The 18,648-nt window shown below is 70.5% G+C and carries 25 protein-coding genes; 11 read left to right on the top strand and 14 right to left on the bottom strand.

All coding sequences use genetic code 11. The features are described from left to right. Positions 1-25: 25 nt before the first annotated feature. Both AFM16_RS05460 and AFM16_RS05465 read left to right on the top strand, forming a co-directional pair. Positions 26-694 carry an ArsR/SmtB family transcription factor gene (locus tag AFM16_RS05460; protein ID WP_107087831.1) on the top strand — a complete coding sequence of 223 codons (669 nt, stop codon included), beginning with the start codon at positions 26-28 and terminating at the stop codon, positions 692-694. Next, positions 691-1,854: a cysteine desulfurase family protein gene (locus AFM16_RS05465; protein WP_179123254.1), complete on the top strand. Its 1,164-nt coding sequence runs from the start codon at positions 691-693 to the stop codon at positions 1,852-1,854. The genes AFM16_RS05460 and AFM16_RS05465 overlap by 4 nt, the downstream gene beginning before the upstream one ends. A gap of 88 nt (positions 1,855-1,942) precedes the next feature. Here the strand turns inward: AFM16_RS05465 and AFM16_RS05470 are convergent, their stop codons facing one another. Both AFM16_RS05470 and AFM16_RS05475 read right to left on the bottom strand, forming a co-directional pair. Beyond that, entirely contained in the window at positions 1,943-3,169 is a 1,227-nt protein-coding gene (locus tag AFM16_RS05470; protein WP_053625567.1) for an MFS transporter, read from the bottom strand. After that, positions 3,166-4,527, bottom strand: coding sequence for an NAD(P)-binding domain-containing protein (locus AFM16_RS05475; RefSeq protein ID WP_053625529.1), 1,362 nt, complete (start codon positions 4,525-4,527; stop codon positions 3,166-3,168). Before AFM16_RS05475 ends, AFM16_RS05470 begins: the two co-directional genes overlap by 4 nt. 114 nt (positions 4,528-4,641) lie before the next feature. On the opposite strand from AFM16_RS05475, the gene AFM16_RS05480 reads away from it, so the two are divergent. Both AFM16_RS05480 and AFM16_RS05485 read left to right on the top strand, forming a co-directional pair. After that, the gene (locus AFM16_RS05480; protein ID WP_053625568.1) at positions 4,642-5,004 is read left to right on the top strand and encodes an ArsR/SmtB family transcription factor; all 363 of its coding nucleotides are present in this window, start codon (positions 4,642-4,644) and stop codon (positions 5,002-5,004) included. Then, a complete protein-coding gene (locus AFM16_RS05485) occupies positions 5,001-5,495 on the top strand; it encodes a GNAT family N-acetyltransferase (protein ID WP_053625530.1) in 495 nt (164 codons plus the stop codon). The genes AFM16_RS05480 and AFM16_RS05485 overlap by 4 nt, the downstream gene beginning before the upstream one ends. 2 nt (positions 5,496-5,497) lie before the next feature. Here AFM16_RS05485 and AFM16_RS05490 read toward each other — a convergent pair whose 3' ends face one another. After that, positions 5,498-6,037 (bottom strand): DinB family protein, encoded by a 540-nt coding sequence (locus tag AFM16_RS05490; RefSeq protein ID WP_053625569.1) that lies wholly within the window; start codon positions 6,035-6,037, stop codon positions 5,498-5,500. A 108-nt stretch (positions 6,038-6,145) separates the two neighbouring features. Next, positions 6,146-7,123: an alkylmercury lyase family protein gene (locus AFM16_RS05495; protein WP_053625531.1), complete on the bottom strand. Its 978-nt coding sequence runs from the start codon at positions 7,121-7,123 to the stop codon at positions 6,146-6,148. Positions 7,124-7,208: 85 nt separating this feature from the next. Between AFM16_RS05495 and AFM16_RS05500 the strand changes: the two genes are divergently transcribed. Continuing rightward, positions 7,209-7,607 (top strand): heavy metal-responsive transcriptional regulator, encoded by a 399-nt coding sequence (locus AFM16_RS05500; RefSeq protein ID WP_053625532.1) that lies wholly within the window; start codon positions 7,209-7,211, stop codon positions 7,605-7,607. On the opposite strand, the gene AFM16_RS05505 is transcribed toward AFM16_RS05500, so the two are convergent. The 6 genes from AFM16_RS05505 to AFM16_RS05530 are packed head-to-tail and all read right to left on the bottom strand — an operon-like array spanning position 7,594 to position 11,961. Then, the gene (locus tag AFM16_RS05505) at positions 7,594-8,592 is read right to left on the bottom strand and encodes an arsenic resistance protein (RefSeq protein ID WP_053625533.1); all 999 of its coding nucleotides are present in this window, start codon (positions 8,590-8,592) and stop codon (positions 7,594-7,596) included. The genes AFM16_RS05500 and AFM16_RS05505 overlap by 14 nt on opposite strands. Before the next feature lie 53 nt (positions 8,593-8,645). After that, positions 8,646-8,957, bottom strand: a complete 312-nt coding sequence (locus AFM16_RS05510; protein ID WP_234378472.1) for a hypothetical protein — start codon at positions 8,955-8,957, stop codon at positions 8,646-8,648. Then, entirely contained in the window at positions 8,954-9,730 is a 777-nt protein-coding gene (locus AFM16_RS05515; protein ID WP_053625534.1) for a MerR family transcriptional regulator, read from the bottom strand. The genes AFM16_RS05510 and AFM16_RS05515 overlap by 4 nt, the downstream gene beginning before the upstream one ends. A 34-nt stretch (positions 9,731-9,764) precedes the next feature. After that, the gene (locus tag AFM16_RS05520) at positions 9,765-10,823 is read right to left on the bottom strand and encodes an ArsO family NAD(P)H-dependent flavin-containing monooxygenase (protein ID WP_053625535.1); all 1,059 of its coding nucleotides are present in this window, start codon (positions 10,821-10,823) and stop codon (positions 9,765-9,767) included. Continuing rightward, on the bottom strand, positions 10,820-11,611 hold the full coding sequence (locus AFM16_RS05525; RefSeq protein ID WP_107087833.1) for an aquaporin: 792 nt from the start codon (positions 11,609-11,611) through the stop codon (positions 10,820-10,822). Before AFM16_RS05525 ends, AFM16_RS05520 begins: the two co-directional genes overlap by 4 nt. Before the next feature lie 35 nt (positions 11,612-11,646). Further along, positions 11,647-11,961, bottom strand: a complete 315-nt coding sequence (locus AFM16_RS05530) for an ArsR/SmtB family transcription factor (protein WP_053625536.1) — start codon at positions 11,959-11,961, stop codon at positions 11,647-11,649. Positions 11,962-12,037: 76 nt separating this feature from the next. Between AFM16_RS05530 and AFM16_RS40615 the strand changes: the two genes are divergently transcribed. From AFM16_RS40615 to AFM16_RS05550, 5 genes are all read left to right on the top strand, one after another. Continuing rightward, on the top strand, positions 12,038-12,268 hold the full coding sequence (locus tag AFM16_RS40615; RefSeq protein ID WP_323188768.1) for a hypothetical protein: 231 nt from the start codon (positions 12,038-12,040) through the stop codon (positions 12,266-12,268). Beyond that, positions 12,235-12,471: a low molecular weight phosphatase family protein gene (locus AFM16_RS39880; protein WP_053625537.1), complete on the top strand. Its 237-nt coding sequence runs from the start codon at positions 12,235-12,237 to the stop codon at positions 12,469-12,471. Before AFM16_RS40615 ends, AFM16_RS39880 begins: the two co-directional genes overlap by 34 nt. A 36-nt stretch (positions 12,472-12,507) precedes the next feature. Beyond that, positions 12,508-12,927, top strand: a complete 420-nt coding sequence (locus AFM16_RS05540; protein WP_053625538.1) for an arsenate reductase ArsC — start codon at positions 12,508-12,510, stop codon at positions 12,925-12,927. Between the two features lie 31 nt (positions 12,928-12,958). Then, on the top strand, positions 12,959-13,927 hold the full coding sequence (gene trxB / locus AFM16_RS05545) for a thioredoxin-disulfide reductase (RefSeq protein WP_370628132.1): 969 nt from the start codon (positions 12,959-12,961) through the stop codon (positions 13,925-13,927). A gap of 132 nt (positions 13,928-14,059) precedes the next feature. Next, positions 14,060-15,403, top strand: coding sequence for a hypothetical protein (locus AFM16_RS05550; RefSeq protein WP_234378471.1), 1,344 nt, complete (start codon positions 14,060-14,062; stop codon positions 15,401-15,403). Positions 15,404-15,457: 54 nt separating this feature from the next. Here AFM16_RS05550 and AFM16_RS05555 read toward each other — a convergent pair whose 3' ends face one another. The 4 genes from AFM16_RS05555 to AFM16_RS05570 form a co-directional block, all read right to left on the bottom strand. After that, positions 15,458-15,721 carry a cation transporter gene (locus AFM16_RS05555; RefSeq protein WP_234378470.1) on the bottom strand — a complete coding sequence of 88 codons (264 nt, stop codon included), beginning with the start codon at positions 15,719-15,721 and terminating at the stop codon, positions 15,458-15,460. Next, positions 15,721-16,839, bottom strand: coding sequence for a sulfite exporter TauE/SafE family protein (locus tag AFM16_RS05560; protein WP_053625540.1), 1,119 nt, complete (start codon positions 16,837-16,839; stop codon positions 15,721-15,723). Before AFM16_RS05560 ends, AFM16_RS05555 begins: the two co-directional genes overlap by 1 nt. A 118-nt stretch (positions 16,840-16,957) precedes the next feature. Then, complete coding sequence (locus tag AFM16_RS05565; RefSeq protein ID WP_143648330.1) at positions 16,958-17,344, bottom strand: hypothetical protein; 387 nt, start codon at positions 17,342-17,344, stop codon at positions 16,958-16,960. A 70-nt stretch (positions 17,345-17,414) separates the two neighbouring features. Then, positions 17,415-17,825, bottom strand: coding sequence for a heavy metal-responsive transcriptional regulator (locus AFM16_RS05570; RefSeq protein WP_053625542.1), 411 nt, complete (start codon positions 17,823-17,825; stop codon positions 17,415-17,417). Positions 17,826-17,900: 75 nt separating this feature from the next. Here AFM16_RS05570 and AFM16_RS05575 point away from each other — a divergent pair, with 75 nt between their 5' ends. Further along, complete coding sequence (locus AFM16_RS05575) at positions 17,901-18,641, top strand: tRNA-dependent cyclodipeptide synthase (protein ID WP_053625543.1); 741 nt, start codon at positions 17,901-17,903, stop codon at positions 18,639-18,641. The last annotated feature ends 7 nt before the right edge of the window (positions 18,642-18,648 follow it).

The following is an 18,648-nucleotide window of genomic DNA, read 5'->3' on the forward strand; positions in this document are numbered from 1 at the left end:
ATTCCATGGATCTATGGAGGATGCCATGGGAGATGCCGCACGGAAGTCGGCGCTGTACGACGCCTTCGCTCACACCGGTAAGGCGCTGAGCAGCGGGAAACGTCTGGAACTGCTCGACCTGCTGGCCCAGGGTGAGCGGACGGTCGATGCTCTGGCGAAGGCCGCGGGGCTGAATCTGACCACTGCATCGGCGCATCTGCAGACCCTCAAGCAGGCCGGACTGGTCGCCACCCGCCGTGAAGGGGTACGCATCCACTACCGCCTGGCCGGAGACGACGTCGCCGCCCTCTACGCGCTGCTGCGCAAGGTCGCCCAGACCCACCAGGCAGGCGTCGAGGCCGCGCGGACCGCCTACCTCGGCGACGACCAGCCGGAAGCGGTCGGACGCGAGGAGCTGCTCGCCCGCGCGAAGGCGGGCGAGGTAGTCGTACTGGATGTGCGACCCGCCGCGGAGTACGCGGCTGGCCACATCCCCGGCGCCCTCTCCATCCCGGTCGACGAGCTCGCCGACCGCATCGCCGAACTGCCGGCCGACACCGAGGTCGTCGCCTACTGCCGCGGCGAGTACTGCGTCATGGCCCACGACGCCGTACGGCTTCTGCGCGAGCGGGGCCGCAAGGCGGTGCGGTTGACCGACGGGATGCTGGAGTGGCGCCTGGCCGACCTGCCCGTGGACAGCGGGGCTGCCGCGTGATCCCGGCCCATCCCGCCTTCGCCGACGGGCCGCTATACCTGGACTACAACGCCACGACCCCGGTCGATCCAAGGGTCGCCGAGGCGATGGAACCGTACTTGACACAGTGGTTCGGCAATCCCTCCAGCGGACACGTGTACGGCGCCGAGCCCAAGCAGGCACTCGAACGCGCCCGCCGACAGGTTGCCGCACTCATCGGCGCCCGCGCCGACGAGATCGTGTTCACCGGCTCCGGCTCGGAAGCCGACAACCTCGCGATCCGCGGTGCCGTACTCGCCGCCGAGACCGACCGGCCCCACGTCATCACCCAGATCACCGAGCACCCCGCCGTCTTGGAGACATGCCGTGCCCTGGAACGCCTGCACGGCGCCGACGTGACGTGCCTGCCCGTCGACCACCACGGCCTCGTGGATCCGCAGGACCTGACGGCCGCGTTCACCCCCCGCACCGTGCTGGTCTCGGTGATGGCCGCGAACAACGAGACCGGCGCCCTCCAGCCGGTCTCCGAGCTGGCCCGCCTCACGCGCGCCCACGGCGCGCTGTTCCACTGCGATGCGGCCCAAGCCGCCGGCAAGATCCCGCTGGACGTCATCGCGTCGGGCGTCGACCTCATGACCGTTGTCGGCCACAAGATGTACGCGCCGAAAGGCATCGCCGCCCTCTACGTCCGCACAGGAGTAGCCCTCGAGCCCCTCGTCTACGGCGGAGGCCAAGAGCGCGGCCTGCGCGCCGGCACCGAGAACGTCGCTCTTGCCACCGCATTGGGCGCAGCCGCCCAACTCGCTGCCGACGATCTCGCGGACGGCGACCATCACCGGATCCGAGAGTTGCGCGACCACCTGCACTCGCGGCTCGCCGCGGCCCTGCCGGGCCGCGTCCACGTCAACGGTCCCGCCGAACCACGGCTGCCCAACACGCTCAACGTCAGCATCGGCGGCGTACGCGGCCACGAACTCCTCGCCGCAATCCCGGAGATCGCCGCCTCCACCGGCTCCGCCTGCCACAGCGGCGCCCACACCCCCTCCCCCGTACTGAGCGCGATGGGCCTCGACACCGACCGAAGCCTCGCCGCCCTCCGCCTTTCCCTGGGCCGCTGGAGCACCCCCGACGACATCAACCGCGCAGCGGACCTGCTGATCGCCGCTTCAGGGACCACCTGAGCGCGCGGGCTGGACTCGATGGCTCCAAGTCCATGACACAAAGCCGCTCCAGCCTGATCTCCATCCCGACGCATCATGTCCTCCCGACTCACGGGGCTGATGTCACGTCACTCCGTCCCCACACTGCGAGGCACGCGGCCACACCGGAGAGCACCGCAAGTAGCACGAAGAGCTGGGGGTAGCCGCCGAGGGGGCCGGCCAGGGCTGCGCCGGCCCAGGGGGCGAGGGCGGCGGCGATGTGGGCCGGGGCGCCGAGGAGTCCGGAGAGACGGCCGTAGTGGGTGGTGCCCCACCGGTCGGTGACTGCGGTGGCCTGCAGGAGGGTGAGGTTGCCGCGGACGACTCCTGCCAGGACTGCGAGGACGACCAGCAGGGGCAGCGGACCTGGGATGAGGGCGAGCGCGGCCGTGGTGGCGCCGCCGAGGGCGATGAGGGTGACCGTGCGGGCGGTGACCGAGGTACGGCCGGCCAGGCCCGCGTAGAGAGTGCGGCCGAGGGTCTGGCCGGCGCCGCCGAGTCCCAGAGCCCAGGCGGCTGTTGTGGCGTCGGCGCCGCGTTCGGTGAGGAGCGGGATCAGCCCGATGACGACGGCGTACATGGCGAAGCCGGAGAGGGTGAAGGCCGCCGCCAGGACTATGAAGGGGCGGGTCTTGGCTACTGGGGTGCGGTCGGTGGTGGGCGGGGCCGGAGGTGCCGGGGGCCAGGAGGCTCGAAGGGCCAGGGCGTGGGCCGGGATGGTGATCGCGGCCAGGATGAGGGCGAGGACGGCATAGGTCTGCCGCCAGCTGAGGTGCTCCGCGAGGATGGCGGTGAGCGGGGCGAAGACCGTGGAGGCCAAGCCGCCCGCCAGGGTGACGACGGTCAGCGCCCGGACCCGGTCTGGTCCCCACCAGCGGGTGATCGCCGCGAAGGCGGGCAGATAGAAGGTGGCCGCCATCGCGGTTCCGGCCAGGATCCAGCCGAGGAAGAAGACGGGCAGGCTGGGGGCGGCGGCGATGGTCAGGACGGCGAGTACGCCGATGCCGGATCCGGCGGTCATCACCGCTCGGGGGCCTCGTCGGTCGAGTATCCGGCCGACAGGGATTCCGACCAGGGCGGAGACGAGCAGGGCCAGGGAGAACGCGCCTGTGGCCGCGTTGGCGGACCAGCCAGTGTCGGCCGTGAGGCGTGGGAGGAGCACCGGAAAGGCGTAGTAGACGATGCCCCAGCTGGTGATCTGCGTGGCGCACAGGGCGGGAAGTACGGCGCGTGGCCGTGACCGGACCCCCGTCCCGGTCACGGCCACGCCGGCCTTGGTGTTTGGCACGGTGGTCAGCAGCCACCGGAGGAGGCGGGGGCTCCGATGGTGAGGGTGGCCGGGGCTGCGCAGCAGCCGCCACCGGTCTCCTCGGCGGCCTCGGGCTGGTCGAAGAGGCCCGCGCCGCCGCACACGCCGGTCTCGGGAAGGGTGAGTTCGACGCGCTCGGCGGCCTCCCGGTCACCGGCGAGGGCGGCGGCGACGGAACGGACCTGCTCGTAGCCGGTCATGGCCAGGAAGGTCGGCGCCCGGCCGTAGGACTTCATGCCAACCAGGTAGACGTCCTTCTCCGGGTGGGAGAGCTCGCCCGCGCCGTGGGGGTAGACCGTGCCACAGGAGTGCTGGTTGGGGTCGATCAGCGGCGCCAGCTCAACCGGGGCCTGGAGGCGCTCGTCGAGACCGAGGCGCAGCTCGTCGAGGAAGGTGAGGTCGGGGCGGAAGCCGGTGAGGACGATGACCTCGTCGACCGGGTCCAGGCGGCGGCCGTCCTCGCCGACGAGGACCAGGCGGCCGTCGGCGTTGCGCTCGACGGCGTCGGTGCGGAAGCCGGTGACCGCGTCTGCGTATCCGCCGTCCACTGCGGCCTTGGCGGCGAGGCCGAGGGCGCCACGGGCGGGCAGCTGGTCGGACGTGCCGCCACCAAAGGTGGAGCCGCTGATCCCGCGCCGCAGGATCCACGTCGCATGCGTCCCGGTACCGTCCTCCGCCTTGGCGAGGTCGGCGAGGTAGGCGAGCGCGGTGAAGGCGGAGGCGCCGGAGCCGATGACGGCGGTGCGCTTGCCGGCGTAGCGGGCCCGGACGGCCGGGTCCTTGAGGTCGGGGACGCGGTACGTGATGTGGTCGACCGCGCTCTTCTCGCCGAGCGCGTGCAGGCCGCTGCCGCCGGCCGGGCTGGGGGTGGACCAGGTTCCGGAGGCGTCGATGACGGCGCGGGCGAAGATCCTCTCCTGGCGGCCCTCGGGGCTGGTGAGGTGGACGACGAAGGGCTGGGTCTCGCGGTCGGCGTCGACGATGCGGTCGCGGCCGGTGCGCGAGACCCCGGTGACGGTGGCGTTGTAGCGGACGCGGTCGCCGAGGACGTCGGCCAGGGGCTGGAGGTAGAGCTCGGCCCAGTCGCCGCCGGACGGGTAGGTGGCACCGTCCGGCTTGACCCAGCCGGTGGGGGCGAGGAGCTTCTCGGCTGCCGGGTCGGTGACCTCGGACCAGGTGGAGAAGAGGCGTACGTGCGACCAGTCACGCACCGCGGACGCGGCGACCGGTCCGGCCTCCAGGACCAGGGGCTCGATGTCTCGCTCGATGAGCCGGGCGGCCGCGGCGAGTCCGATCGGGCCGGCGCCGATCACGACGACGGGCAGGGTCTCGGTGGATGCGTTCACGGCAGGCTCCCAGTTGATTCGACGTCTGTCGATGTCTTAACGCCTCCAGAGTGGACCCTGGATCGACGTTCGTCAACATAGACATCCATCGAAATTTCTCGGATGATGGGGGGCATGACTACGAAGGTGTTGCCACTGCTGGAGCCGGAGGCCGTGGCGGCGTGCTGTCCGCCCCTGTCGGAGCGCCCACTGACGGCCGAGGAGGCCGAGCGGACCGCGGTCATGTTCAAGGCCCTGGGCGATCCGGTGCGCCTGCGCCTGTTCTCGCTGGTCGCCTCGCACGAGGGCGGCGAGGCTTGCGTGTGCGACATCTCCGACGTCGGCGTCTCCCAGCCGACGGTCTCCCACCACCTGAAGAAGCTGCGCGAGGCCGGGCTGCTGTCCTCTGAGCGGCGCGGCACTTGGGTGTACTACCGGGTCGAGCCCTCGGTGCTCGCCGCCATGGGGCAGCTGCTGACCCGCGCGGCCGCAGCATGAGCATCACCATCGCACCGCTGGCCGAGGCACACGCGGATGAAGTCTTGGCGATCTACCAAGCGGGGATCGACGAGGGCAACGCCACTTTCGAGACCACCGCCCCCACCTGGCAGGTGTTCGAAGCGGGCAAGCTGCCGGAACACCGCTTCGCCGCCGTCGGCGAGGACGGCAAGGTCCTGGGCTGGATCGCGGCGAGCGCGGTCTCGGACCGATGCGCGTACGCGGGCGTGATCGAGCACTCCGTCTACGTCCACCCTGCCGCCCGTGGGCAAGGCGTCGCCATGCAGCTCCTCACCGCACTGATCGGCTCGACGGAGGCCGCGGGGATCTGGACGATCCAGTCCGGCATCTTCCCCGAGAACCGCGCAAGCCTCGCCCTCCACCAGCGAGCCGGCTTCCGAGTCATCGGCACCCGCGAGCGCATCGGCCGCCACCACGGCGCGTGGCGCGACGTGGTCCTGCTCGAGCGCCGCAGCCCACGGATCAGCTGACCTCAGCCTTCCCGTTGGAGCCCGTCGCTGCCGTTCAGGGTGAGCTGACGGTGGTGGAAGTCGAAGTGCTGCGTCGGGTAGCGGTAGATGTCCGCGAGCGTCATGAAGTCCTTGAAGAAGGGGTCCCACCGGACGGGGAAGTACATACCGCGGGCCAGATCGGCGTCGGACTCGGCGGCCAGCCGTCGCTGGAGAGAGTCGAGGACTCGGTCGAAGGCGGCGCCCATCCGGCGCGGCCCGTAGACCTTCACGGCCCCTCGTGGACCGGCGTAGTTGACCCAGTCGAACGGCACGGTTCCCGCGTTCAGAAGCCGGGCGAACGCGTTGCCGGCGCCGCGTGGAAGCCGCCCGAAGACACGAACCAGGACCAGCAGAGCCCGGACGACGATGTAGCCGAAGAGCATGTGCCACAGCAGCTGCCCGTTGGTCCACTTGGTACCGCGGGTGGGCCGGGCAAGGTCCGCCTTCGAGGCGGAGTCCAGCAGGTGGTGGAAGGTGCGGCGGGCTCGTTCGTAATCCTCGTACACGGCCTGCCGGTCCATCGGATTCTCGATCACTGTGACCTGCCAGCTCTCGTTCAGACTCGGAACCGCTACCCGGGGTTGCGATGATGACGGTTTCCGAGCCCGACTACCACCGGGGAGCGACGCTCAGTCTTCGCAGAGGAGAAGGCCGAATGTCTCCTCGCCGATCTCCACGGCGCGAGCCTGGCTGACGACCTGCCCGCGCACCTCTGGGTGCTCTTGTTGCCACTGCTCGGCCGAGGCGTGGCTGGTGAAGAAGTTCAACGCGTCGCAGCAGAGTGTGGCGGCGGGGCCGACGCCGTCGCGGCGACCGACGAACACGACTGCGGCCGCCGGTTCCCACACTGTCGTGCCGCCGGTGCAGGTGACGGTCACCGGCCGGCCGTCGACCGGGTCCGAGGAGGCGATCACCACGTCCTGGCCGAGCATGGCGGAGATGCCGAGGGCGTCGATGGCGCACATCGACCACACCTCCACCCCGGTGTTCAGCCGTACGCGGTGCCGGGTCCGGGTCGCCGAGAACGGGTACGCTACCCGGATTCGCCCTGCCCCATCCAGGGCCAGGAAGTCCTCCCTGTCCAGCTCGGCGAGCACCTCCGCGGCCGTCCTGTCAGCCTGCGCAGCGGCAGCTTCGAGTACGGACGTCTGCGGCGCGTGCCCGGTGGCGGCGAAGTGCCGCAGCACCGCCTGCTGCACCGCACGCAGTCCCCGCTCGGCGGGGGCGCGCCGGCCTCGTCCGGCCCTGCCGACGAGGTCCAGCACGTCCGCATCGCAGCACTCCTGGCCGGCTGCGGCCTGCGGTGCGCTCACGCCGGACAGCGCCTGGCGCAGAGCCTGGACGCTCGGGGCCCCGTCCGTGCGGCCGTCGGTGTCCCGGTAGAGGCGGCAGGACACGCTCTCCGGTGCCCCTGCGATGGCGAACGGGTCGGTGCCGTCGAGCAGCACCGTCGGCGATCCGGTCATGCCCCAGCGTGCGGCCTCGGCCTCGTCGCGGACTTCGATCAGCTCGACCTGTGCCGTGCGGCCGCCGAGCGCGGTCGTGATCCGCTCCCGCACGAGGGGCACGTTCGGGCAGTTAGGCACCGTCAGGATCGTGATCCGCATCCCGCCGCCCTCCTTGGTTCTCTGGGTTCTCGGCTCGACGCTAGACCTTCCAGTGCGGTGGAAGGTCAAGGCGTAGCGTGGAGGGATGCGCATCGGTGACCTCGCGGCAGCAGGCCAGGTGACGGCCAAGACCATCCGCTTCTACGAGCAGGCCGGCCTCCTGCCGGCCCCGCCCCGCACAGCGAGCGGCTATCGCGACTACACGCCGGAGGCTGTGAGCCGACTGGCGTTCATCCGCGACGCCCAGGGCGCGGGCCTGACCCTCGCCGAGATCCGGTCGGTGCTGGACATCCGCGATAGCGGCGAGGCCCCGTGCGGGCACGTCACCACGTTGATCGGCGAGCGGCTCGCGGACATCGAGCGGCGCATGGCTGAGCTCTGCCAGACGCGTACGGCGCTGCGCGAGCTTGCCCGACGAGCCGCCGTCACCGATCCCGACACATGTTCCGCGGGCGAGATCTGCACCATCCTCACGCGGCCGTGACCGCCTGCCGGTCCGGGGCCGAGATGAGGCGGGGGACGAGACGGACGTAGGCGACCATGCCGATGACCTCGACCAGGGTCTGGGTGACCACGACGGCAGGGGCGAGGGCCAGCGCGTCGGGGAGGGCGAGGGCCAGGGGCATGACGACCAGGGAGTTACGCGTCGCGCCCGTGAAGACGACTGCCCGGGAGGCGGGGGCGTCGAGGCGGAAGAGGCGAGCGATGGCGCGCCCGGCGAAGGCCATGACCACGAGAAAGAGGACGTAGAAGGGGATGACGGCGGCAACGTCCCGCAGGCTTCCGTCGAGCTTGGGGACCTGGGAGGCGACCACCGTGATCAGGGTCGCGGCCATCAGCGGCACCATCGCCGTCGTGGCCGCGTCCGAGACCTTCTGGCCGCCCTGCTGACGGGCCGCCCATGCCTGGAGAGCCCAGGCAAGTGCGAGCGGGATCACGATGAGCACAAGGAAGGCTTCGACGAACGGAGCGACTTCGACGACGTCGGCCAGCCGTGAGCCCATGAACAGGTACAGGAACCCGGGCAAAAGCAGCATCTGGGCGACGAGCAGCAGCGGTGTGGCGGCCAGCAGGCGCCTGCTGGAGCCGCCGGCCAGGCCGCTGAAGACGATCACGTAGTCCACGCACGGGCACAGCAGAACCAGCAGAACGCCCACACGGACTGCCTGCACTGCGGGCAGGAAGGAGAACATCGCGGCGACGACCAGCGGGACCACAGCAAAGTTCACCACCAGGGCCGCTCCCAGGAACCGGCCGTCGCGCAGCGAGCGGAGCAGGTCGGCGGCCGGTACCTGGAGGAACGTCACGAACAGCAGCGCACCCAGGACCGGGTTGATGGCGTACTCGAGCCCGGGTCCAGTCGCAGGGGCAGCCCAGCCGAGCAGGCCACCGACAGCCATGGCGCCGAGGTAGATCGCGATCTGGTGGTGTTCCATCCCCTCGACCAGACCCTGCGATTCCCGCGGCATCTTCGATGATTTCCCGTTCTTCCCGCGTGCTGCATGTCCCGATTGGGGCCAGGTCATTGTGGCAAACGGCTCTCGGTCGCCCTACCGGGCGCAGGGGTGGGGAACCCGAGGTCGACCGGCGCGGACTGCTCGGTCCGACAGGCAGCCGTCCGCCGCCGCCGGTGCAGCACCCACGCCGTGCCGGCCAGGGCGAAGACGGTGATCACGGCCAGCGCGGGAACCCAGAACGCCCCGATCGCGGAAGCGGCGCCCAGGGCGCCGAGGAAGGTCAGGATCGGGCCGATGCAGCACGCCGCGCACGCCAGAACGGCCAGAGCTCCGGCGCCGAGCATGGTCTTGTCGGTGGACTTCGTCTCGGGCTTCATGCGGTGGCTCCGAACAGGTCGGCCAGCAGCGGGCCGGCGGCTTCGGGTGCCCGGACGGTCAGCGTCAGCTGGGCCGGGGCGAGGCTCAGGGTGAAGTCGAAGAAGGTGCAGCAGTCCTGCTCGGTTGCCGCCAGCGCGGCGAGTTCTGCCGCCAGCTCCGGTGTGCTGGGGAAGGCCAGGTGCAGCCCTTCTGGGATCGTCTCGCGCTCACTGGCCTGGGCGACGAGGGCCTGCCACTGCGCCGTTCTCTCGCCCAGGTCGGCACTGCCGAGTGTGCAGGCCACCGGCACCTCACGCCACGGCTCCCCGACCGTGTCCTGGGGGCGGGTGGGTGATAGTTCCACCAGGACTGGCCCGGGCACCTGGTCCTCGGTGGCGGTGCAGCCGCAGTCCGGGCCGCACCCGCCGGCCGGGGCCGGGCCGGACAGCTGCCTGTGGACGTCGGCGAGGCGGGCGGAGAAAGCAGCCAGCTCCGCCGCGCGGCGGTCGGCATCCGCAATCCGGTCGGCGACCAGTGGCACCATCCGGGCCCGCACGGCCGCGCAGACCCCCGCGTCCCGCACATCCAGCAGGGCGCGGATGTCTTCGAGCGCCAGCCCGAGCAGCTTCGCCGAGGAAATGAACGCCAGGCGTTCCACCGCGCCCTCGCCGTACTGGCGGTAACCGGATGGGGTGCGCTCGGCGGGCAGGAGCCCGGCTGTCTCGTAGAACCGCAGCGTGGAAGCCGGGACGCCTGAAAGTCCGGCCAGCTGCGAGATGCGCAGTGTGCTCATATCTCGAACGTAAACCTTCAACCCGGCTTGAAGGTCAAGCGCACAGCAGCTGCTGGATTTCCCGGGCGGCAGCCCGGGCCGGGCGGCCGACTCCGATGAGAGTCGCTGAGGCAGGGCCAGTCCAGTCGCCGTAGCCGAGCAAATGCAGGCGCGGTTCGTCCACGGCACGGGTGCCGATAGTTGCGATGTGGCCGCGGTTGCCACGCAGACGCATGGAGACGAAGTGGGCGAGGGCGGGGCGGAATCCGGTGCACCAGATGATCGCGTCGGCTTCAGCCGCCGTGCCGTCGGCCCATTCAACACCGGTCGCCCTGAGGCTGGTGAACATCGGCTTCGCGTGCAGAAGTCCGGCGTCGCGGGCGGCTCGTACGGGCGGGACGGCGACGATGTCACCGAGGGAGGCCACGCCACCGGTGGCGGAGCGGCCTGCATCCAGCGCTCGGCGGCGGGCGGTGGCGGCGTCGAAGAGGGCCCGGCCGTCGATGTCGTCGGCTAGGTAGCGGGGCGGACGCTGGGTGACCCAGGTCAGCTCGGCCACGGGGGCGAGGTCGGCGGCGATCTGCGCACCGGAGTTGCCGCCGCCGACCACGATCACCCGCTGGCCGGCGAACTGGGCCGGGCTTTTGTACTGCACGGTGTGGAGCTGACGGCCGGAGAACTCCCGGCGGCCGGGGACGGCGGGGATGAACGGGCGGGTCCAGGTGCCGGTCGCGCTGATGACCGCGCGAGCCCGCCAGTCGCCCGAGTCGCTCTCCACCCGCAGACAAGCGCCGTCGCGATGGACCGCATCGACCCACGCGCCGCGCTGGACCGGCAGCTCGTATCGCTTCTCGTAGTCGGCGAGGTACTGCACGACATGCTGTGCGTCCGGGTACGTCTGGCCGGGCTGGGCGGGCATCAGCCGCCCGGGCAGTGAGGAGTACTGGGCCGGGGAGAACAGGTGGAGGGAGTCCCAGGTGTGCTGCCAGGCCCCGCCGGGCGCGGCCTGGGCGTCGAGGATGACGTGCTCGAGGCCCAGGCGGCGCAGGTGGTAGCCGGCGGCGAGCCCTGCTTGGCCGCCGCCGATCACCACCACATCCGTGCGCTGCGTCATGCCGTAGACGTCCCGCTGTCCGCCTTGCCGCGCATGAAGATGACCGCCACCAGCGCCAGGCCCACCACCGCGCCCACCAACTGCACGCCGACGAATGCCGGGACCGAGGCCGGGGCAATGCCCGCGAACGTGTCCGTGAAGGCGCGGCCGATCGTGACCGCCGGGTTGGCGAAGGAGGTGGAGGAGGTGAACCAGTACGCGGCGCCGATGTACGAGGCGACGGCGACGGGTGCGAAGCGGAGGCGGTCGGTTCGGGCCAGGCCGAAGATCAGCAGGATCAGGCCCGCGGTCGCCACGACCTCGCCCAGCAGCAGGTTCCCGGCGGAGCGGTCGTGCGTGGACCACTTCACCAGCGGCTCGCCGAACATCGCGTCCGCCAGGATCGCACCCGCGATCGCACCGGCGATCTGCGAAGGCACGTACACGGCGAGCTCGCGGGCGGTGACTCCGGCGCCGCCGCGGCGGGCGGTCCACCACTCGGCCAGCGTGACGGCCGGGTTGAAGTGGGCGCCGGAGACCGGACCGAGCAGGGCGATCAGGACGCCGAGGCCGAAGACAGTTGCGGTGGAGTTGGCCAGCAGCTGGAGAGCCACGTCCTGGGTGAGTTTCGTGGCCTGGATGCCGGAGCCGACGACGATCGCGACCAGGGCCGCGGTGCCGACGAGCTCGGCGGCGGCGCGGGCGATGAGCGGGGTGCGGGGCGGGGTCGCGCCGGGGGCGGGCTGGGGCTCGTCGGCGGCTATGTCGCTCTCCGCTGCGGGGGCGGCGACGGGCTCGGTGGCGGTCAAGACGGGTTCTCCTCGGGCAGGTGAGGCAGAGCGGGCTATGGGCAGGACCGCTTGAGGTTCGCTTCGGCGGTGGCACGCGCGGTCTGAGCGAGGTCGGCGAACTGACCGGCGAGGGCTTCGATGACTTCCGGGCGCAGGCGGTAGTAGATGTACCGGCCGCATGGCTCCGTCTCCACGACCCCGGCCTCGCGCAGCACCTTCATGTGGTTGGAGAGGTTCGTCTGCTTGGCGCCCGTCTCTTCCACGAGGTGGGTGGTGCAGAGCGTCTCGCGGGCGAGGAGGGTCACGATCTGGAGCCTGAGCGGGTCGGCCAGAACCCGGAGCAGATCAGTGTCGACTGACGTCATCATGGACTGATACTGTCACATCAGTTGGGGCTGACACCAGCCCGAGCTGATTCTATTGGCTTCTTTGAACGGGAACGCCATGCCCCCGCCTTCCTCGCCCCTCCTGCCGGACGAACGCCTGGCCGCCGGGGCTGCCCGTCACGCCACCCGATACGCCGGCCGCTTCGCGCCGGAAACCGTGCTGGGCCTGCTCGCCGACTCCTCCACGCGTCTCGCCGAGCACGCGCGGATCCGTACGCACCTGGTCGTGCCCAGGCCGCCCTCACCGAGGCCGGGGTGGACCTGGCCGATGCCTACCCCAAGCCGCTGACCCAAGAGGTCGTCCAGGCTGCCGACATCGTGATCACGATGGGCTGCGGCGGCGCCTACCCTGTGGTGCCGGGCCGCCGCTACCTCGACTGGCCCGTCGCCGACCCCGACGGAGCGCCGAACGCCGTCGTCCGCGAGATCCGCGACGCCATCGACACCCGCATACCGAGCTGCTCACCCAGCACGCCCCGTAAAGCCCCATAGATCCCACCGCAGTCGCCTCACCCCAGGGAAGAACAGATGTCCACCGCTCCTGCCGCCTCCGTCCTGTTCGTCTGCATCCACAACGCGGGCCGCTCCCAGATGGCGGCCGGGTTCCTCCGCCACCTCGCCGGCGACCGCGTCGAGGTCCGCTCCGCCGGCTCCATGCCCGGCGAGCAGATCAACCCCTCGGCCGTCGCCGCCATGGCCGAGCTGGGCATCGACATCTCCGACCAGAAGCCCAAGGTCCTCACCCCCGAGGCCGCCCAGGCATCCGACTACATCATCACCATGGGCTGCGGAGACGCCTGCCCGTACTTCCCCGGCAAGACCTACCTCGACTGGCAGCTCGAGGACCCGGCCGGGCAGGGCGTCGAGGCCGTCCGCCCCATCCGCGACGAGATCAAGGGCCTCATCGAGGGCCTGATCGCCGAGATCGACGCCAAGAAGCAGGGCTGATCCCGTGACCGAGACCATCACCGGCGACGGCATACGCGACGTCATCATCATCGGCTCCGGCCCCGCCGGATACACCGCCGCCCTCTACACCGCCCGCGCCCAGCTCAGGCCCCTGCTGTTCGGGAGCTCGATCTTCGTCGGCGGCTCCCTCACCACCACCACCGAGGTCGAGAATTTCCCCGGCTTCCCTGACGGGGTCGACGGCCCGGACCTCATGGACAACATGCGGGCCCAGGCAGAGAAGTTCGGCGCCGAGATGATCGACGACGACATCGTCTCCGTGAACCTCACGGGTGACATCAAGGAAGTCACCGACTCCGAGGGCACCGTCCACCGCGCCCGCGCGGTGATCATCGCCACCGGCTCCGGCTACCGGAAGCTCGGCCTGCCCAAGGAAGACGAGCTCTCCGGCCGCGGGGTGTCCTGGTGCGCCACCTGTGACGGGTTCTTCTTCCGTGATCGTGACATCGTCGTGGTCGGTGGCGGCGACACCGCGATGGAGGAGGCCACCTTCCTCACCCGCTTCGCCCGCTCGGTCACCGTCGTCCACCGCCGCTCCGCCCTGCGCGCCTCCAAGGTCATGCAGAACCGGGCGTTCACCGACGACAAGATCGCCTTCGCCTTCGACAGCGAAATCGCCGAGATCAAGGAAGCGAACGGCATGCTGTCCGGTGTCGTCCTGCGTGACACCTTCACCGGCAAGCTCCGCGACCTCGACGTCACCGGCCTGTTCATCGCGATCGGACACGACCCGCGCACCGAGCTGTTCACCGGACAGGTCGACCTGGACGACGACGGCTACATCCAGACCGCTTCGCCGTCGACCCGTACGAACATCCCCGGCGTCTTCGCCGCCGGCGACGTGGTCGACCACACCTACCGCCAGGCCATCACCGCAGCCGGCACCGGCTGCGCCGCGGCCCTCGACGCCGAGCGCTACCTCGCCGCGCTCAACGACGGGAACAGCTCAGAAGCTGAACTGGAGCCTGCCAAGGCTTGATTGGGTGGCCCCCGCCTCGCGCGGGGGCCACCCCTCATCATGTGCGCGCGTACGCCCTTCATGCGCCCCTGCTCCCCCACGTAGCTTGCGACGTTGGCCTGTAACACCCGTACGAACGTAGGGGGAAGCAGCTTGAAGCGAGCAGACGTACTGAGGGATCTCGCGCAGCCGTGGCACGTATCCGTCCAGTCGACAGCGGAACTGGCGGGCAGCGTCGCGAAAGCGGCTGCCGCGGACGAGAAGGCCAAGCAGGAGAAGAATCAGGCGCCCCTGCGCCGCAAGCCGGAACTCCGCCCCTTACCGGTGAAGCCGCTCGGCCTGTCGCTCCAGCTCACCCCTTGGGACGTGCTCCACACCTTGGGCCGGGCCAACGTCCTCGCCCGGCAAGGCGCCGGGCGAGGCCTCGCCGAGCACTGGGCAAGCCTGAAGTACTGCCAGGCCCTGACCGGTAACGACGGCCACTACATGGCCCTTTCATCAGAGGGCCGCAACCCGCGGCGCCACTACGCTGCCACCCAGTCGGGCGAGCTGAGCATCGGCTTCGCCCTCGCGCTCGCCCACCGCGTGCTCTCCGCGCAGTATCCGGATCACTCGGTATCGGTCATCGATGCCGAGATAGCCATGCGGGCCGGCTGGGAGCTGACCGGCAAGGAGGCCGGGCGCAGCAGCGCCCCAAGGCGACCGAACTTCTTCCTGGAGGTCTGGAAACCCGGTGAGCCGTCCCGGGTCATTCCGGTCACCTGCAAGGGCACCCACGGCAACGTGTCCCAGGCACACAAGCAGCTCGCCACCGCCTCCGCCGACGTCGAGGGCATCCACATCGGCCCGTACAACGAGACTCCGTCCCTGGTCTTCGGCACGACGCTCCCCAAGAAGAGCGAGAACATCACCGTCTACCTGCTCCAGGCCCCCGGCGACGGCACCCTGCAGCTGCCGACGACAGTGACCCTCGACCCTCCCATCGAGGACCGCGCCATCGTCCCCGGCATCCACGTTCCCACCGAGCCGGACGAGAAGCCGGTCGTCCTGCCCGGATACCACCTCCAGCCCGAGGAGCACGGCTGGTTCGGCCGAGTTCTCGCCCAGGCCGATGCGGCAGGTCTGATGGCGTTCACCGGCGGTGGTGAACCGACAGCCCGCTACCTCACCAAGCGCCAGGGCAAGCGGCACTTCGAGACCTTCACCCACGCCGGCACCGGCATCGTCCAAGACGTCACCCACACCATCCACGGCAAGAACTTCGTGGGCACCGATCACGTCTTCCGCCTCAACGGGATCCGGGTCGAGGCCTTCTCCGGCCTCGCCGAGGACCTCTTCGAGCACCTACGAGAAGGCAGGGTCGAGCAGTACCGCCAAGAGGCACACACCCTCCGCGACTCCTGGGACGCCGACCCCTGGGACGCAAAGTGGCGCGGCCCCGTCTCCTTGCACCCCGACGGCACCGTGATGGCGCTGCGCCGCCTCCGTCTGCGCTGATGCCACGCAGGCCTTCTGGGAGCCTGTCGACTCCCAGAAGGCCGCTGCGCGATGTCAGTCGGCGAGCCGGGCCGTGTAGTCGCCCGCCCCTTCCACCGCGGCGACGAGAGTCGCACTGTCGACGTGTGCGCCCTCCTCCAGGCGGACGATGCTGCGCCCGGTGCGTGTGTCTGTGCTGGCCGAGCGGACTCCCGGGAGGTCTTCCAGCTCGTCGTCGATGAGCAGGCCGCAGCTGGTGCAGTGCATGCCTTCGATGAGGAGCTCGACCTGAGAGCCGGTGTCGGCTTCGGTCTTGTTCTTGCGGCTGAAGAGCTTCATTACAGGTCCTTCTTGAACTCGATGGCGCCGGTCTGCATGCCCATGGCGCAGGTGAAACGGAGGGTTCCCGGCTTGCGGGTGCCCAGGTCGACGTCGGTATCACCGTCGCGTTTGACGATCTCCTGCACCCCGAGTTCGGGGATGGTGAACGCCCGGGCGCAGCCGCCTGAGTCCTTGCCGTGCAGCACAAGCGTGGTGGGCACGCCGGCCTTCGCGGTGAACTGGGTGGGGACGTAGAAGTCCGTCACGGTCAGCGTGATGATCTGTCGCCCGGACGCGTCCGTACGTACGGGGTTCTCGAGCGGCGCCTGCGAGTCGCCACCGCCCCCGGAACCGCTGCCGTCGCCGCCCTCGACGATGAACGGCCCGCTCGCCGAGGTCTGCCGACCCGGTGAGTCGAAAGAGACCCAGCCGCCAGCCTGCAGCGCGGAGATCATGGTCCAGGCCGCGACGGCCAGCACCACGACACCAGTGAGTCCGGCCAGCTTGCCCGAGAGCGCCTGGCTGCTGCGCCGGAACAGGTAGCCGAGCAGAGCGAACATCGGCGCGGTGCCCACCACGAAACCGGCCATGACCGCGGCCCCGGCCACCGCCGATCCGGAGGTGATGGCGAGGAGCTCCATCGAGAGGGTCACCCCGCACGGCACCAAGACGGTGGCGAAGCCGACCAGGGCGGGGGTGGCCACCGTGTCGGTCTTCGCGCTGCGCCGCATCAGACGGCCGAACGACGCCGGGGGCCTGGGCAGCAGCCGCCCCACGGCCTTGACCCCGATCAGGTCCAGGGCGAAGAGCACCATGATTGCCCCGGCCGCGAGCAACAGGATCGCCTGGGTTCGGGGGCTGGGCTGCAGGGTGCTGCCGAAGATGCCCAGCAGGGCGCCGAGCACGGTGTGGGAGGCGAGCTTCCCGGCCAGGAAGGCCCCCACCGGCGCGAGTGGCGTCACGGCCTCCGGCCGGGAGTTGTTCGGCTTGGCGGTCGATTTCGAGGCGGGGTCGGGGGTCCGGCGGCGGGTCACGGCGCCGGCCAGCAAGCCCCCCCGTACTGCGGCGCACGAGGCGCCGCCGGCGAGCAGACCGGTGCTGGCACCGGTGATCAGCAAAGCAATGGACGACGGCATGCGTCGTTACTCCTGTTCTGCGACGACGGCACGCGCACACGGAAAATCCGGGCGTGCCGAAGGGGACGTGAGAAGACACGGCGTCCCGCGAGGCGTTCGCCTCACGGGTGGCCGGACCTCACGTCCGTGACACGCACAACCGGTGCAGATCAGGAGGAGCCGCCGCCGGCGGCGGGGCGTTGGGCTGCGTCATCAGGAGTTCGGGCGAGCAGCCCGTCGCGTGCGACACGGTCGCGATCACGGGGACGGCCGGGCCGTCCTGGGCCAGGATGCCCTTCGGTGCCACGCACTGTTCCTGGGCCATCGGGCAGCTCGGACCGTGGCCTGGCGACTCGGCAGCGGCCGGAGATACGGCATGCCCATTCATCGCGATGTGCGGGGACATCTCCATCGGGCCCGGCATCGCCATCGCGGGACGCGCCAGCCCCGTGAGACAGGCGAAGAGCGCGCACACCAGCAGCACTCCGGACCACGTCCGGAGCGGCAGGGGCAGGCGTCGCGACATGCGCGCCATGCTAGGCCAAGCGGCATCGGCAGCCGCTCAGCACCCCCGGGCCCGTGTGTCAGGGCGCGGGTCAGGATCCTGCGGGGACGCTTTCGATGATCTGGCAGACCACGGCGTTCTCCCCACGGTCCGCCGCTTGGCCGGCCGTGGCGCGCGCGGTCCGGAGGGTGGTGCGCAGGGCCTGGAGGTCGGCGATGCGGCGGTCGATGTCGGCGAGGTGTTGATCGAGGAGGTCGGTGACGAGGCCGCAGGGCTGCTCGCCGCGGCGCTGGAGGTCGAGGATGTCCTTGATCTCCTTGAGGCTGAGGCCGAGGGCCTGGGCCTGACGGATGAAGCGAAGGACGGGAACCGCGTCCTCGGTGTAGGTGCGGTAGCCGGCCGCGGTGCGCTCGGGCGGCTCGATGAGGCCGTTGGCCTCGTACAAGCGGACGGCCTTGGGGCTCAGCCCGGTCTGCGCGGCGATACGGCCGACGGTGAGCATGAACGGATCCCTTCGTGCGAGTCCCGCCAGTGTGCGCTTGACCTTGCCCTAAGGACAAGGTTTTAGCGTCCGGGCATGAGGACGAGCGCAGATCAGGACGACGGCTGTACGGCTGGGCTGACGGTGACACCGCTGAGCAGCCGGTGCGCCGAAGCGGTCAGGCGGGCCGAGCACGCCTGCTTCGGGATCAGCCCCTTCAACAGCTACTTCTCCACGGGCCGGATCCAGAAGCTGGCCGCGTGGGGGCTGGAGCGGTTCGAGCGAGTGGACTTCTTCGTGCCCGATGCGCCGAGCGCCTTCACGTTCGAGGCGCTCGGGTACGCACCGGAGAAGGCCGCGTGGAGGGCTCGCAGGCAGGGTCAATACACCCGCAACAAGATCGTCACCGCGTTGAGTGCCCTGGGTGTGCCCGATGCTGAGAAGCGTGTGCTCGGGTGGGCCGAGCTGGAGGACAACGCGGCATTCGGACGGCTCCACACGAGCGGCCTTCGGCGGTACGACGAGGACGCGGGCTTCCGGGACGCGTGCCGGGACGCCACCGGCTGGGTCCTGGCCGGGAAGGTGCCTGCCGGGCAGCCGCCGGACGAGCAGCAGATCGAGTGCGCGGTCCAGTACTTCCTGGCCGAGCTGCCGCTGTTCATCGACACCCCGTCCATCGTCGGCGCCGCCTCGTCGGTCTTCTGCTACCACCAGCCGCCCGACGTACTGCACCGCCTCTACCGGGGAGAGCTGTCCTGGCAGCCGGCCGCCGGCCAGGGCTTCGCCGTGGTCGCACCAGTCGGCCCACCCGCCGCGCCCGATCCCGTACGAAACTGAAAGCAAG

It is taken from the genome of Streptomyces antibioticus (assembly GCF_002019855.1).
GTDB lineage: Bacteria > Actinomycetota > Actinomycetes > Streptomycetales > Streptomycetaceae > Streptomyces > Streptomyces antibioticus_B.

Excerpts from the sequence above, each read along its gene's own strand:
- AFM16_RS05515 (WP_053625534.1), bottom strand. The coding sequence starts at position 9,730 with ATGAGCACACTGCGCATCTCGCAGCTGGCCGGACTTTCAGGCGTCCCG.
- AFM16_RS05560 (WP_053625540.1), bottom strand. The coding sequence starts at position 16,839 with ATGCCGTCGTCCATTGCTTTGCTGATCACCGGTGCCAGCACCGGTCTG.
- AFM16_RS05480 (WP_053625568.1), top strand. The coding sequence starts at position 4,642 with ATGACTACGAAGGTGTTGCCACTGCTGGAGCCGGAGGCCGTGGCGGCG.
- AFM16_RS05575 (WP_053625543.1), top strand. The coding sequence starts at position 17,901 with ATGAGGACGAGCGCAGATCAGGACGACGGCTGTACGGCTGGGCTGACG.
- AFM16_RS05495 (WP_053625531.1), bottom strand. The coding sequence starts at position 7,123 with ATGCGGATCACGATCCTGACGGTGCCTAACTGCCCGAACGTGCCCCTC.
- AFM16_RS05485 (WP_053625530.1), top strand. The coding sequence starts at position 5,001 with ATGAGCATCACCATCGCACCGCTGGCCGAGGCACACGCGGATGAAGTC.
- AFM16_RS05570 (WP_053625542.1), bottom strand. The coding sequence starts at position 17,825 with ATGCTCACCGTCGGCCGTATCGCCGCGCAGACCGGGCTGAGCCCCAAG.
- AFM16_RS05505 (WP_053625533.1), bottom strand. The coding sequence starts at position 8,592 with ATGCCGCGGGAATCGCAGGGTCTGGTCGAGGGGATGGAACACCACCAG.
- AFM16_RS05540 (WP_053625538.1), top strand. The coding sequence starts at position 12,508 with ATGTCCACCGCTCCTGCCGCCTCCGTCCTGTTCGTCTGCATCCACAAC.
- AFM16_RS05490 (WP_053625569.1), bottom strand. The coding sequence starts at position 6,037 with ATGGACCGGCAGGCCGTGTACGAGGATTACGAACGAGCCCGCCGCACC.
- AFM16_RS05500 (WP_053625532.1), top strand. The coding sequence starts at position 7,209 with ATGCGCATCGGTGACCTCGCGGCAGCAGGCCAGGTGACGGCCAAGACC.
- AFM16_RS05555 (WP_234378470.1), bottom strand. The coding sequence starts at position 15,721 with ATGAAGCTCTTCAGCCGCAAGAACAAGACCGAAGCCGACACCGGCTCT.
- AFM16_RS05510 (WP_234378472.1), bottom strand. The coding sequence starts at position 8,957 with ATGAAGCCCGAGACGAAGTCCACCGACAAGACCATGCTCGGCGCCGGA.
- AFM16_RS05565 (WP_143648330.1), bottom strand. The coding sequence starts at position 17,344 with ATGTCGCGACGCCTGCCCCTGCCGCTCCGGACGTGGTCCGGAGTGCTG.
- AFM16_RS05520 (WP_053625535.1), bottom strand. The coding sequence starts at position 10,823 with ATGACGCAGCGCACGGATGTGGTGGTGATCGGCGGCGGCCAAGCAGGG.
- AFM16_RS40615 (WP_323188768.1), top strand. The coding sequence starts at position 12,038 with ATGCCCCCGCCTTCCTCGCCCCTCCTGCCGGACGAACGCCTGGCCGCC.
- AFM16_RS05530 (WP_053625536.1), bottom strand. The coding sequence starts at position 11,961 with ATGATGACGTCAGTCGACACTGATCTGCTCCGGGTTCTGGCCGACCCG.
- AFM16_RS05460 (WP_107087831.1), top strand. The coding sequence starts at position 26 with ATGGGAGATGCCGCACGGAAGTCGGCGCTGTACGACGCCTTCGCTCAC.